Here is a 13,658-nt window from a genome sequence, read left to right as displayed (position 1 = left end):
ATCTAGCAGCCGGGGCCGGGATCGACGCCGGGGAAATACTCGGCCAGTTCTTCTTCGCCGAGGGCCGGGAACGCGCGGGCGCAGACCGCCTCGCCCACCCGCGCCGGGTCGGTGTCCCATATCCGCGCGGGCCGGGTGGCGCTGCCGCTGACGAGATGGCGGCCGGTGAAGATCAGACCGGTCACCGGGCCGCCGGTCAGCGAGGCCCAGCGCCGGGGAAGGCGGGGATCGGCCACCTCCCACAGGTTGATCGTGGGATCGCCGCCGCCCGTCGCCAGAAGCCGGCCGTCGCCGCTGAAGGCCACCGAGTCGACGAAGCTCCCGTGCCCTCGCAGCACCGCCAGCGGCGCCGGGCGGCGTGGGTCGGCCACGTCCCACAGGCGGACCGTGGCGTCCTGGCTGGTCGTGGCCAGGACCGTGCCGTCGGGCGAGAACGCGCCGTTGTAGACGGCGTTGTCGTGACCCCGGAGCACCGAGAGCAGAACCGGGTTCCGGGGGTCGCGCAGATCCCACAGGCGGACGGTCCGGTCGTAGCCGAAGGAGGCCAGCACCCGCCCCGCCGGGGCGAAGGCGATGGCATTCACGGTGGCGGTGTGGCCCGCCACCGAGGCGGCTGGGCTCGGCCGCGCGGGGTCCCCGATGTCCCAGACGCGGAGCACCCGGTCGCGGGTGGGGTTCACCACGAGCACCTTCCGGTCGGCGCTGAACTTGGCGCTGTCGGGCGGCGTGGCCGCGCCGGGAACGATCGACAGCAGGCGCGGGACGAGCCCGCCGAGGAGCCACAACCGCATGCCGGTCCCGGGGCCGCCGGTGGCCAGCAGCGACCCGTCGTCCGACACCTCGGCGACGCCGCTGGTCGTGGCGAACCTCCGGCCGACCGGGTGGTGCGGGTCGGTGACGTCCCACCGGCGCACCTCACGGCCGTTCCCGGTGATCACCACGCCGGGCGCGGCCCAGTTCGGCCGGACGCCGCCCGGGAGCGCCGGGCCGGGGACGTCCCACAGGCGCAGCAGGTGGTCGTAGGAACTGCTCGCCAGGGTCCGTCCGTCGGGGCTGAAGGCGATTCCGGAGATCGTGCCGGTGTCGATCGGGGCGCCCGGACGGGAGTTGTAGATCGCGATCTGGCGGCCGTCGCCGTCCCAGAAACGGATCGTGGTGTCGCCGCCCCCGGTGACGACCGCGTCCCCCTCAGGGGTGAAAACGGCCCGGTGGACCGGACCGCTGTGGCCGGTCAGCGTGGTCAGCGGCCGTGGCCGGGCCGGGTCGGCGAGGTCCCACACCCGGGCCGTGCCGTCGGCCCCGGCGGTGACCAGCCGCCCGCCGTCGGGGCTGAACGCCACCGACGTCAGCCCTCCGGTGTGACCGGCGAGGGTCGCCAGAGGCCGGGCCGTGGCCAGGTCCCAGACGCGCGCGGTGCCGTCGTCGCCCGCGGAGGCCAGGATCCGGTCGTGCACGGCCATCCGCGACACCCCGCCCCGATGCCCGCGCATCGTGGCGTGGACCCGGCCGTCGACGGGGTCGCGCAGCGCGATGTCCCCGTCGCGGTCCGCCACGGCCAGGAACCCGCCGGCGAAGAGCGCGGAGGTGACGCCCCGGCCGGGCGGGGACAGGGCGGGCAGGGGGCGGGCCGTGGCCACGTCCCACCGGCGGAGCACTCCGTCGGCCCCGGTGGCGGCCAGCGTGCGCCCGTCGGGGGAGAAGGAGAGCACAAAGAGCCAGGTGCCGGTCACCGGGAGAGTGACGAGGGCGCGCGGGCGGTGCGGACCACGCACGTCCCAGAGACGCACGGTCCCGTCGTTGGCCGCGCTGGCCAGGACCTGGCCGCCGGGGGCGTACGCGACGTCGTTGACGTAGTCGGTGTGGCCGGTGAGCCGTACGTTGAACGGCTCGCCGAACGCGCCCAGCAGAGCGCCCCTCGCCTCGACGGTCGGGGCCAGCCCGTAGGCGGCCCTGGCCAGGTGGGCGGCGAGCGCCGGATCGGCCATCCTTGTCGCGGCGACCTCCCCGGCGACCTCCCGTGAGACGGCGATGTCGCGCTGCTCCCCGGCGGTCGCGGCGGCGTTGACGGCGGCGATCCCGCTGCCGCAGGCCACCAGCAGCAGCGTGACGAGAGCCCCGAGCAGCCGTCGCGCCCTGCGCCCGCCCCGCCGCTCCAGGGTGATGGCCGCCTCCAGGAACTCGGCCGCCAGCGAACCGGGACCGTCGGCGCCGCTCCACTCACGGGCGGCGGCCAGCCGGGTGCCCCGGTAGAGCGCGGCCGGGTCGCGGCCCTCGGCGTCCCACGCCCGCGCGTCGTCGGCCAGACGGCGGGCGGCCAGCAGCCCCGCCCGGTCCTCGTCGATCCACGAGCGCAGCAGGGGCCAGGCGGTGAGCAGGGCCTCGTGGCTGATCTCGACGGTTCCGTCGTCGGCCGTCAGGAGCCGCTGGCCGATGAAGCGGTCGAGCACCTCCCCGGCGTCGGCCGGCAGATCGTCGCGGGCCACCCGGCGGCGGGTGTCGGCGACGTTCTGGGAGACGTGTACCAGGTGCAGCAGCAGGCGTCTGGCCAGCAGCCGCTGCGGTTCGGTGAGGTCGCCGTAGGCCGTGTCGGCGCTGAGCGCCACCGCCCCCGCGATGCCGCCGACGGCGTGGTAGTCGGCGATGGTCAGGCGGTGACCCCTGCTGTGACGCCAGGTGGCGTACAGGGCGTGGGAGAGCAGCGGCAGCACCCCCGCGCCGGGCCGCAGGTCGCGCAGGATCAGGTCGGGCAGGCCGGCTTCGAGGTCCAGGCCGGCCTTGCGGGCCGGTTCGGTGATGGCGGCGCGCAGGCCGGGCTCGTCGATGGGGCCGACGGGCAGGTGCTCGGCGGCGACCAGTTCGGGATGGGCGAGCGCCTGGGCGTAGAAGTCGGCCCGCAGGCCGAGCACGACCACCGTGCCGGCGGCCAGCGCGGCGGCCTCGGTGACGGCCCGCCGCCGGTCGGCCTCGCCGAGGCCGGTGAAGACCTCCTCGAACTGGTCGATCACGACCAGCGGCGCCCGCTCCGGGTGGTCCAGCGGCGTCCGGACGACCCCTTCTGGCACCGCCGCGAGCAGGCCCGCCCGCAGCAGCGACGACTTGCCCGACCCCGAGGGCCCGACGACGACGAGCAGCCCCCTGTCGCGGTCGCGGACCCAGCCGGTCAGCCGCGCGGTCAGGTCGTCGCGGCCGAAGAACCAGCCGGCGTCCTCCCGCCGGAAGGCGGCCAGGCCCCGATAGGGCTCCGGCCCGGCCGGACGCGGACCGGGCCCGCGCCGGGCCCGCAGCCAGGCCGCCAGCCACGCCTCGCTCCGGTCGTCGCCGCAGACCCGGAGCACCTGGAGGAACAACTCGCGTGAGGTCGTGGACGGCAGGCCGCGCCCGGCGAACCAGTCGCCGAGGGTGCTGTGGGCGCCACGGACGCCGATCTTCGCCGCCACCTGGCGGACGGTCAGCCCCGCGCCCTCGCGCAGCAGCGTCAGCTCGACGGCGAAGTCACGGCGGCTCGTGATCCGTTCCGGGTCGGCCACATCAGGTAGTCGGCGCGAGCCGCGGAAAGGTTACAGAGCGCGTCCGGACTTGTACGGATAACTCGCCGCCCCTTCCTCCAGCAGCGTGGATACCTACCGTCGAGACGTGCGAACCCTCTGGGGGCGTGTCCTGACCGCCCTGTTGCTCACCGTCGCCTTCCTCGGCGCGGGCATGCCCGCCGCCATGGCCGGACCCGGCGAGTTCTGCCGCTTCCGGTTCGACGTCACGACCGGCCCCGACGACGGTCTGAGAGACGACTCCCTCGAACACGTCCGGGTCGCCGGGCAGGAGCTTCTGTTCGACGACTGGAACGGTGACGGCGTCCTCGACGACCCGACCCGGCCCTACCATCGGGGCGGCACCGGCGACGCGCCCTCGGCCACCCATCACTGGACCGCCCGCCTGCCGGTGTGCGTCGACACCGCCGGTCTCGCGGGCGGATTCACGATCGAGCACGCCTCCTTCGCCGACGACTGGAACGCCGACAACTGGGACCTGGCCGGCCTGGTGATCACCAGCCTGAACCCCGACGGCACCGACGACGTGGAGCTGTTCCGCCGGAACCCGGGCAGTGTGATGCACCGTTTCCAGAAGAACAGCGACCAGATCCTCACGCTGCCGATCGACACGTCGGGACTGCCCCAGGGCCCGGCCCAGCCCGCGCCCGGCCCGTTCTGCCGCTTCCGGATCACCGTCACGACCGTGCCCGGCGACGGGATCAGGGACGACTCCTTCGAACACGTCAGAGTCGCCGGTCAGGACCTGCTGTTCGAGGACTGGGACGGCGACGGGTCCATCGACGTCCCGACCCGTCCCTACCACCGCGGCGGCACCAGGGACGCGGGCGACGAGACCTTCCGCTGGAACGCCCGCCTCCCCGTCTGCACCACCGCCCAGGGACTGCGGACCGGCTTCACGATCGAGCACGTCTCCTTCGCCGAGGACTGGAGGGCCGACAACTGGACCATGACCGCTCTCAGGATCGAGAGCCTCGACGACGGCACGGTCTTCTTCGACCGGACCGCCGCGCCGGGCGCGTCCCTGCACACGTTCCGGAAGAACGCCGACCAGTTCTTCAGCACCCTCGACCAGGACAGCGACGGCGACGGCCTGAGTGACCGGATCGAACTGACCGGCCTGCCGGGCGACCCCTGGCTCCCCGCGAACGGCGCCGACCCCTGCCGGACCACCGTCGCCGTCGAGGTCGACTGGCTGAGCGACGGCACCGCCACGGGCGACCACCAGCCGGACAACGCCGCGTTCACGGAGGCCGTGGCGATGTTCGACGCGGCGCCGCTGCCCGCCATGGTCTCGTGCCCGTACGGGCAGGAGACCCGGCCGGGCGTTCAGCTCCTGGTCCACGTCGACGACCTGATTCCCGTCTCCCCCGAGGAACGCGTCCGGCCGCTGAACGTCGAGCAGGGAGGTCAGACGCCCTTCCAGCGCCACCGGGCGGCCAACTTCACGGCCGGCCGGTCGGGCCTGTTCCGCTACAACCTCTGGGGGTTCCGGCACGACGCGTCCACCAGCGGCGGGGTCTGCTGCGACGGTCCGGACTTCATGGTGACGCTGGGCACGTGGCCGGGTCGGCCCATCCCCGTCCGGGCGCAGAGCGGGACCTTCGTCCACGAACTCGGCCACGCCATCGGGCTGGACCACGGCGGTGACGAGGAGGTCAACTTCAAGCCGAACTACCTCTCGGTGATGAACTACACCTACGGGTTCGTCGGCATCCCGGACTTCGGCGAATGGAGGACCCGGCTTCCCTCGGTCCCCGCGACCAACGGCGGCAAGGAGCTCCTGCAGGCGCTCGACCAGGTCAGCACCCTCAGCTACTCGACCAGCGTCCTGCCGGAACTCGACCGCATGTCGCTGGACGAGGGCTCGGGGATCGGCGTCACCACCGACGTCATGGCGGCGTGGTGGGACAACTCGGGCACGCTGCGGGTGGGCGACGGTTCGGCCGCCCTGGACTGGGACGCCGACGGCGTGCGGGCCGCCGGGCCGGTGCGGGTCGACGTCAACGGCGAGTTCCAGGCGTGCGTCGACGGCACGGACCCCGACCGCACGCCGCCGGTCGACGACACGGTGCGGACACCGGTGACCGGAACCGACGACCTGGCGCGGTACGGCATGGTCTACGCGGGCCTCAACGGCATATGCGATGTCACGGCCGTCGCCGACGACACCGAGATCAGGCCCAGAGGCTACGACTATCCCGAGGAGTGGGGCTACGCCCAGGGGCTGGACGGCGCCGAGGACTGGTCGCTGATCGACGTCCGGCGCGGTCTCGCCGGAGGGGCGGGTGGCGCGGTCTCCGTCAGCGAGCCGGGCACCGAGGAGATCGCCCGGTTCCGGACCCGGATGGCCGAGGCCCTCGTGGCCGCCTCCGGCCCCACGCCCGCCGCCGCCCGATGGGGCTACGCCTACATGGACCGCGCGACTCCCACGGAGGCCCCGATCGGGGTGGAGACGCAGCTCAACCCGTACTGGCAGTGGACCACCGCCGGGCTGGCCAGGCGGGCGACGGTCGTCCACACCGGCACCGGCCGCTACGACGTGCGCCTGCCCGGCGTCGCCTCGGCCGACGGGACTGCCCACGTCACCGCCTACCGGACCGTCTACCGGGGCCGGACCTGCGGTGTCGTCGGCCACGCCCCGGACGGGCCCGACCAGGTGGTCGAGGTCCGCTGCTTCGACCACACCGGCGCGCCGGCCGACTGGTGGTTCACGATCTTCTTCGCCGCCCCGGCCACCGGCTCCGCCCCCTACGCGACCGTCGCCTACGACGACGGGGCGGGAGGCGCCGCCACGGTCGACCCGGTTCACAGCTCCGGCACCTTCAACTCGGCGGGCGGCGTCAACCGGGTCGTCAGGGAGGGCGCCGGCCGTTACCGCGTGGTGCTGGAAGGGATCGCGGAGGACACGGGGCACGTCCAGGTCACGCCCTATGGCGACGGCCCGGCGACCCGCTGTGCCCCGCGGGGGGTCACCGCGACGGCGATCACGGTGGTCTGTCACGCCATCGCCGGGGGCGCGCCCGCCGACTCGCCCTGGCTGTTGTCGTTCGCCGACGGCTCCGGTCTGCACCGCGACGCGGCCACGCCCGCCGCCTACGTCACCGTCACCGGCGACCCGGCCGACCCCGAGGTCGACGGAGCACGGTCGTTCAGCTCCAACGGGGAGACACCGGAGGTCGCCCGGCTCGGCGTCGGCTACTACCGGCTGACGTGGCAGACCCTGGGCAAGACGAGAGACAACGTCCAGGTCACCGCGACGGGGCCGGGCGACACTTACTGCCACCTCGGCACCATCGACTCCTACGCCGCGCCGCCCAAGCTGAGCGTCTACATCTGGTGTCACGACGCGGCGGGAGCACGGGGCGACAGCCTCTTCGGGGTCGCCTACATCAGACAGCCCTAGAACGGCGCGTCGCCGGAAGCGGGCTCCGGGCGGCGCTCCGCCATCGCGGCGGCCAGTTTGACCCTGGCGCCCTGGAGCCAGTCTTCGCAGATCGCGGCCAGTTTCTCGCCGCGTTCCCAGAGTTCGATCGACTGCTCCAGGGTCAGCCCGCCCGCTTCCAGGCGGCGCACCACCTCGGTCAGCTCCTCGCGCGCCTTCTCGTAGGACGGCGTCTTCTCGTCAGCCACGCTGCCCACCCTAGAGGCCGGTGACCTCGACCCCGACCCGATCGTCGGGGAACCTGACGGTCAGCTCCTCGCCCTCGGTGAGTCCGGCGGCCTTCCTGACCACCTCGCCCGAGGGCTTCTGGACGATCGCGTAGCCGCGTTCGAGGGTGGCGGCCGGGGAGAGCGCCACCAGCCGGGCCCGCAGGTGCTCCAGGCTGTCGGAGCCGCGGTGGAGCGAGTGGTCGAGCACCCGCCGGGTGCGGTCGCGCAGGCCCTCGACCTGCTCGGCGCGCCGTTCGATCTCGCGTACGGGATCGGCCAGCGACGGCCGCGACCGCACCGAGTGGAGCCAGGCGAGCTCGCGCTCCAGCCACCCCCCGACGACCCGCCGCCCCCGGTCGCGCAGCTGGTGGACGAGCGCCAGCTGCTCGCCGACGTCGGGGACCACCTTCTTGGCGGCGTCGGTCGGGGTGGAGGCCCGCAGGTCGGCCACCAGGTCGAGCAGCGGCGAGTCCTGCTCGTGGCCGATCGCGCTGACCACGGGGGTGCGGCAGGCCGCGACCGCCCGGACCAGCGACTCGTCGGAGAACGGCAGCAGGTCCTCCAGCGACCCGCCGCCCCGGGCCACGATGATCACGTCGACCTCGCGGTCGGCGTCGAGCCGGTGGAGCGCGTCGGTCACCTCGGCGACCGCCAGCCCGCCCTGCACCGCGACCTGCTCGACCTTGAACCGGACGGCCGGCCACCGCCTGCGGGCGTTCTCCAGCACGTCACGCTCGGCCGCCGAGTCGCGCCCGCAGATCAGCCCGACCGTCCCCGGCAGGAACGGCAGCCGCCGCTTGCGGTCGTTGTTGAACACGCCCTCGGCGGCCAGCACCTGGCGCAGCCGCTCCAGCCGGGCCAGCAGCTCGCCGACCCCGACGGGCCGGATCTCCAGGGCGGTGAACGCGAACGACCCCCGGTTGACCCAGAAGTCGGCCTTGACGTGCACCACCACCCGCGCGCCGTCGACCGGGCGCGGGAGGCTGGACTCGTAGACGTTCCTGGCGCACGTCACCCGGGCCGACACGTTGGCCACCGGGTCGCGCAGCGTCATGAACACCGTGCCGCCCCGGGCGGTCAGCTCGGTGATCTGGCCTTCGACCCAGACCGTGCCGAGCTTCCCGATCCACTGGGCGACCATCTGCAGCACCGACCTGACGGGCAGGGGCGCCTCGGGGGAGGTCTTCGCGCTCACCTGCTCAGCTTTCCAGCTTGGCCAGCCGGTTCTCGAACATTCGGATCACTTCGGCGCGTGCGGTGCTCGCCTTCTCGTAGTCGAGCCAGCTCTGGATCTCCGCCGCCGACCGTCCGCGCATCCGCGCGCGCAGCGAGGCGAAGGTCAGCTCGGCGTAGCCGGCGATGGGCTCCGGCGGCAGGTCCCTGGCCGGGGGCTCCTCGACGTGACCCGCGGGGATCTCCTCCACGGCCTCGTCGGCGACGGGGACGCCGGGGGTCTTCTTGGCCGGCTTGGGCGTCGGCGGGATCTTCGAGGGGACGGCGGGCTCGCCGGCCAGCGAGGGGTCGGAGGAGGGCTCGGTGGTCCGCTGGCCCTGCGGCTCGGCGGCCTTCTCCGCCTGGGCGGGGCTGGGGGCGGGCTTGTCCTCCTGCTCCGCCTTGGCGCTCTCGGTGGCCTCGGGGGTGGCGTCGGGGTCGGTGGCGGGGTGGGTCGCGGTCTCGGCCACCTCGTCCTCGGCGGAACCCTTCGAGTCCGACGAGGCGCTGTCGTCGGCGGCGGGCTTCACGGGGGCGGGCTCGACGGGGTCGGTGGCGCGGCGGGCGGGAGCCGGTGAGTCACCCGTGGCGGGGAGACTGGTCACCGGGCTGGTCGTGGCCTCGGTCTCGCCAGCGGTGGACGGGGCGTTCTTCTCGGTCGTCGGCACGGCTCCCCTTGTCTCCTCGGGACCGGGCGCGGCCGGTTCGGTCTTCGCGCCCGAGGCAACCAGGCGGTCGCCCTTCGGGCCGCTACCCCCGGGCTGGAAGATAACCGGTTCCGGTTTGTCATCCTTCGGGCGGGGAGCGAAGATGACCGGCTCGCGGCGCGGCCTGTCCTCACCCTCGACCACGATGTCGGAGACGGACTTCACCCCCGGCCGGGACGTGTCCACGGCGGGCTCGTCGGCCGAACCGCCGGTGGCGCGCTTCAGGGACGTGCGGACGCGGTCACCCAGCAGGATCGCCTGCCCCACGCCACTCAGCGCGCCTTGGAGCGCCAGCATGGGGAGGTCTTTCACCTTCTGTGTTATCTCGTCACGATGGTTGTACGCCTCGCGAATGGGCTTGGTGATCGTTCGCAAGAGGGACATGGGCAGCTCCCAGGAGATATTCCGTTGATGTCGCAGTCTGGCAAGACTGTCGTGGGCGGAGGTCAAGCCACTGCAGACCATCCACGTAGCATGAGACCATGACGTCACAGACCCCCGCGACCATTACAGATCGCCGTCGTGTCCTGGTGGCGAAGCCGCGCGGTTACTGCGCCGGCGTCGACCGGGCCGTGGAAGCGGTGGAGCGGGCACTGGCGCAGTACGGCGCGCCGATCTACGTGCGCAAGCAGATCGTCCACAACACCTTCGTCGTCAAGACCCTCGAAGAGCGCGGCGCGATCTTCGTCGACCAGACCGAAGAGGTGCCCGAGGGCGCGATCGTCGTGTTCTCGGCCCACGGGGTCTCCCCGGCCGTCCACCAGGAGGCCGCGCAGCGGAACCTGAAGACCGTCGACGCCACGTGCCCCCTCGTCACCAAGGTCCACAACGAGGCCAAGCGCTTCGCCGCCCAGGACTACGACATCCTCCTGATCGGCCACGAGGGCCACGAGGAGGTCGAGGGCACCGCCGGTGAGGCCCCCGACCACGTGCGCCTGGTCGACGGGCTCGAAGGCGTCGAGACCGTGCAGGTGCGCGACCCGTCGAAGGTCGTGTGGCTGTCGCAGACGACCCTGTCGGTCGACGAGACCACCGAGACCGTCACCCGCCTCAAGAACAGGTTCCCCGGCCTGATCGACCCGCCGAGCGACGACATCTGCTACGCGACGTCCAACCGCCAGACGGCGGTCAAGGAGATCGCCGCCCAGGCGGAGCTCGTGATCGTGGTGGGGTCGGAGAACTCGTCCAACTCCAAGCGCCTGGTCGAGGTCGCCCTCGACTACGGCGCCGACGCCTCCTACCTCGTCGACGACGCCTCGTTCCTCGACCCGGCCTGGCTTGAGGGCGTCACCACGGTCGGCGTGACCAGCGGCGCGTCGGTGCCGGAGATCCTGGTCGAGGGCGTGCTGGCCAAGCTCGCCGAGGCGGGCTTCGGCGACGTCGAGGAGATCGAGTCGGTCAAGGAGAGCATGCGCTTCGCGCTGCCCCACGAACTGCGCAAGGACCTGCGCCCCAGGGCTTGAGCCAGGGCCTGACCGGCGGCACGAGACCCACCCGCCCGGGTGGGTCTCACGTCTGGGGGCGCTCTTCCTTGACGGTCCCGTAGACCTTGGGCTCGAAGTAGCCCTCGGGCTCGGCGTCGAACTCCTTGCTCCTGCGCGGAGCGGGCACCCGGTTCCGCATGTCCTCGCGGGTGGCCTTCACGCTCTGGGGGAGCCCGCGATACCAGGCCAGGCCCAGCGCCAGGGCGCTTCCGGCGAACAGCCACGGGGCCACCGCCGACAGCGTGGTGAACATGCCCAGGCCCAGCGACTGGAGCGCCGAGTCGGCGCCCAGCGCGCTCAGGATCTCCACGACGAAGGCCGCCACGAAGAACACCAGCGGCGGGGAGACCACCAGCGTCAGCAGGTCGCGGGGGTTCACGAGCCAGATCGCCGCCAGCACCCCCACGACGAAGAGCGGCCCCGCGAGGACGAACTGTCCGAGCAGGCAGACGAGGAACAGCAGCGTGATGGCGCCGCGCGCGGTCACCTTCATCTCTCCGGCCCCCCTCCCTGGTGGCTCAAACTACCGTCATAACCGGGGTCGTCCCCGACGAGCTCGGGCATCGACATCGGCCGGGGCGACTCCTCGACCGGCTGCGGAGCCGGCAGAGGCGTGTCGACCAGCCCGAGGTCGGACATCTTGCGGGCGCTCACCAGGACGCGGCTCTCCAGAGAGCCGACCGTCCGGTTGTACGCCGCCACGGCCCGCGTCAATGATCTTCCCAGAACGTCGACCTGCCGCCCGAGAACGCCGAGCCGGTCGTACAACTCCTTGCCGAGGTCGAACACGGCCTTGGCGTTCTCGCTCAGCGCCGCCTGCTGCCAGGCGTAGCCCGCGGTGCGCAGCATCGTGATCAGCGTGGTCGGCGTCGCGATGTGGACCCGGCGGTTCATCGCGTATTCGAGCAGGGCCGGATCCCGCTCCAGCGCGGGCGCCAGGAACGCCTCGCCCGGGATGAACAGCACCATGAACTCCGGCGCGGGGCTGAAGGCCTGCCAGTAGGTCTTGGCCGCCAGCCGGTCGACGTGGTCGCGCAGGTGGCGGGCGTGGGCGTCGAGCCGGGCGCCGGCCAGGTCGGGGTCGCCGGCCTCGGAGGCCTCCAGATAGGCCGCCAGCGACACCTTCGAATCGACGATGATGTTCTTGCCGCCGCTTAACCGCACGACCATGTCGGGCCTGACCGGCCCGTCGGGCGTGGTCGCGGTGACCTGCTCGTCGAAGTCGCAGAACCGGGCCATGCCGGCGATCTCGGCCACCCGCCGCAGCTGCAGCTCACCCCACCGCCCGCGCGCCTCGGGCCGCCGCAGCGCCCGGACCAGCGCGTTCGTCTGGGTCTTGAGCTGTTCGGAGCTGAGGCGGACGAACTCCATCTGCTGGGAGAGCTCGGCGCGGGCCACCCGGGCGCCCGTCTCGCTCTCGCGGAGCTGGTCCTCGACCTTGGCGAGGGTCTCGCGGAGCGGGCCGACGAGGTTCTCCACGGCCTCACGCCGCAGGTCGAGGTCGCCCGCCGCCTCGGCGCGGGAGGTGTTCAGGCGGTTCTCGGCGAGTTCGAGGAACCGCAGGTTGTTGACGTCGAGGGCGCGGGCCGACAGGGCCTGGAAGCGCTCGGCGAGCTGCTCCTCGACGTACACCACCTTGTCTTCGGCCGCACGGGCGCGCGCCTCGGCGTCGGCCAGCCGGACGGCGGCCTCGGCGTTCGCGCCCGCCGACCGGGCGCGCCCGACGACGAACCCGATGGCGAGCCCGGCCGCCAGGCCCACCAGCAATTGGAGAGCGAGAGCCAGGACATCCACGTCCTGGATGATCCCAGGCTTTTCCGTGCGGTAGAGGGAGGCTCGCCCTCCGCATACCCCCAGACGACCCAGAGTTTGCCTGGGAGCGGGTTTGACGAGCGGCGTACCGGATTCCAATAGACTCGAATTCCGTGAGCCTGAGCATCGGGATCGTCGGCCTCCCCAACGTCGGCAAGAGCACCCTCTTCAACGCGCTGACCAAGAGCGCCAACGCCCTCGCGGCCAACTATCCGTTCGCCACGATCGAGCCCAACGTGGGCATCGTCGGCGTGCCCGACGACCGGCTCGCCAAGCTCGCCGAGATCTACGACTCGGCGAAGATCCTCCCGGCCAAGGTCGAGTTCGTCGACATCGCGGGCCTGGTCAAGGGCGCCTCCGAGGGCCAGGGCCGGGGCAACCAGTTCCTCGCCAACATCCGCGAGACCGACGCGATCTGCCAGGTCATCCGGGTGTTCAACGACCCCGACGTGACCCACGTCGACGGCGGCGTCGAGCCCGGCCGCGACATCGAGACGATCAACACCGAGCTGATCCTCGCCGACATGCAGACCATCGAGAAGGCGATCCCGCGGCTTCAGAAGGAGGCCCGCAACAACAAGGACCGCAAGGCCACCCTGGAAGCGTGCGAGGCCGCCTTCAAGATCCTCGACGGCGGGACCACCCTCTACGCCTCGGGCATCGACCTGACCGACCTGCGCGAGCTCCACCTGCTGACGGCCAAGCCGTTCCTTTACGTCTTCAATCTCGACGCCGACGAACTCGTCGACGACGACCTCCGCGCCCGGCTGTCGGCCATCGTGGCCCCCGCCGAGGCGGTCTTCCTCGACGCGAAGATCGAGTCGGAGCTGGTCGAGCTGTCCGACGAGGAGGCCCTGGAGCTGCTCCAGTCGGTCGGCCAGGCCGAGTCGGGCCTGGCGCAGCTCGCCCGCGTCGGCTTCGAGACCCTCGGCCTCCAGACCTACCTGACGGCCGGCCCGAAGGAGACCCGGGCCTGGACCATCAAGAAGGGCGCCACCGCCCCCGAGGCGGCCGGCGTCATCCACACCGACTTCCAGCGCGGCTTCATCAAGGCCGAGGTCATCTCCTTCGCCGACCTCATGGAGGCCGGCTCGGTCGCCGCCGCCCGCTCGGCCGGCAAGGCCCGCATCGAGGGCAAGGACTACGTCATGCGCGACGGCGACGTGGTGGAGTTCCGCTTCAACGTCTGATTCTTCAAAGCCCTTTCTCCGTTACGCCTCCGGAGTGGCAGACCGCGTTCCGGA

General features: G+C 72.5%; 9 protein-coding genes. 3 read left to right on the top strand and 6 right to left on the bottom strand.

Annotation, left to right across the window (positions count from 1 at the left end):
- Window positions 1-2 precede the first annotated feature (2 nt).
- Window positions 3-3,527 (bottom strand): nSTAND1 domain-containing NTPase, encoded by a 3,525-nt coding sequence (locus tag AW270_RS32080; protein WP_061299870.1) that lies wholly within the window; start codon window positions 3,525-3,527, stop codon window positions 3-5.
- A 106-nt stretch (window positions 3,528-3,633) separates the two neighbouring features.
- Between AW270_RS32080 and AW270_RS32075 the strand changes: the two genes are divergently transcribed.
- Window positions 3,634-6,951 (top strand): zinc metalloprotease, encoded by a 3,318-nt coding sequence (locus tag AW270_RS32075; protein ID WP_061299869.1) that lies wholly within the window; start codon window positions 3,634-3,636, stop codon window positions 6,949-6,951.
- Here AW270_RS32075 and AW270_RS32070 read toward each other — a convergent pair.
- From AW270_RS32070 to AW270_RS32060, 3 genes are read right to left on the bottom strand one after another with little or no spacing between them, the layout of a single operon-like run.
- On the bottom strand, window positions 6,948-7,178 hold the full coding sequence (locus AW270_RS32070; protein ID WP_061299887.1) for an exodeoxyribonuclease VII small subunit: 231 nt from the start codon (window positions 7,176-7,178) through the stop codon (window positions 6,948-6,950). The two genes, AW270_RS32075 and AW270_RS32070, sit on opposite strands and share 4 nt — an antisense overlap.
- A gap of 10 nt (window positions 7,179-7,188) precedes the next feature.
- Complete coding sequence (xseA, locus tag AW270_RS32065) at window positions 7,189-8,394, bottom strand: exodeoxyribonuclease VII large subunit (protein WP_082801981.1); 1,206 nt, start codon at window positions 8,392-8,394, stop codon at window positions 7,189-7,191.
- Window positions 8,395-8,398: 4 nt separating this feature from the next.
- A complete protein-coding gene (locus AW270_RS32060) occupies window positions 8,399-9,502 on the bottom strand; it encodes a DUF8129 domain-containing protein (RefSeq protein WP_157522931.1) in 1,104 nt (367 codons plus the stop codon).
- A gap of 98 nt (window positions 9,503-9,600) precedes the next feature.
- On the opposite strand from AW270_RS32060, the gene AW270_RS32055 reads away from it, so the two are divergent.
- Complete coding sequence (locus AW270_RS32055) at window positions 9,601-10,581, top strand: 4-hydroxy-3-methylbut-2-enyl diphosphate reductase (protein WP_061299867.1); 981 nt, start codon at window positions 9,601-9,603, stop codon at window positions 10,579-10,581.
- Between the two features lie 46 nt (window positions 10,582-10,627).
- Here the strand turns inward: AW270_RS32055 and AW270_RS32050 are convergent, their stop codons facing one another.
- Both AW270_RS32050 and AW270_RS32045 read right to left on the bottom strand, forming a co-directional pair.
- Window positions 10,628-11,095, bottom strand: coding sequence for a DUF6542 domain-containing protein (locus tag AW270_RS32050; protein ID WP_061299866.1), 468 nt, complete (start codon window positions 11,093-11,095; stop codon window positions 10,628-10,630).
- Window positions 11,092-12,396 carry a DNA recombination protein RmuC gene (locus tag AW270_RS32045; protein WP_082801980.1) on the bottom strand — a complete coding sequence of 435 codons (1,305 nt, stop codon included), beginning with the start codon at window positions 12,394-12,396 and terminating at the stop codon, window positions 11,092-11,094. Before AW270_RS32045 ends, AW270_RS32050 begins: the two co-directional genes overlap by 4 nt.
- A gap of 131 nt (window positions 12,397-12,527) precedes the next feature.
- Here AW270_RS32045 and ychF point away from each other — a divergent pair, with 131 nt between their 5' ends.
- Window positions 12,528-13,604, top strand: coding sequence for a redox-regulated ATPase YchF (gene ychF / locus AW270_RS32040; RefSeq protein ID WP_061299865.1), 1,077 nt, complete (start codon window positions 12,528-12,530; stop codon window positions 13,602-13,604).
- Window positions 13,605-13,658: the final 54 nt, after the last annotated feature.

Origin of the sequence: Herbidospora cretacea (assembly GCF_001570605.1) — a bacterium.
In the GTDB taxonomy this organism is placed as follows: Bacteria; Actinomycetota; Actinomycetes; order Streptosporangiales; family Streptosporangiaceae; genus Herbidospora; species Herbidospora cretacea.
Note: the sequence above shows the minus strand (reverse complement) of the source record. Positions and strands in the feature narration are given on the sequence as shown.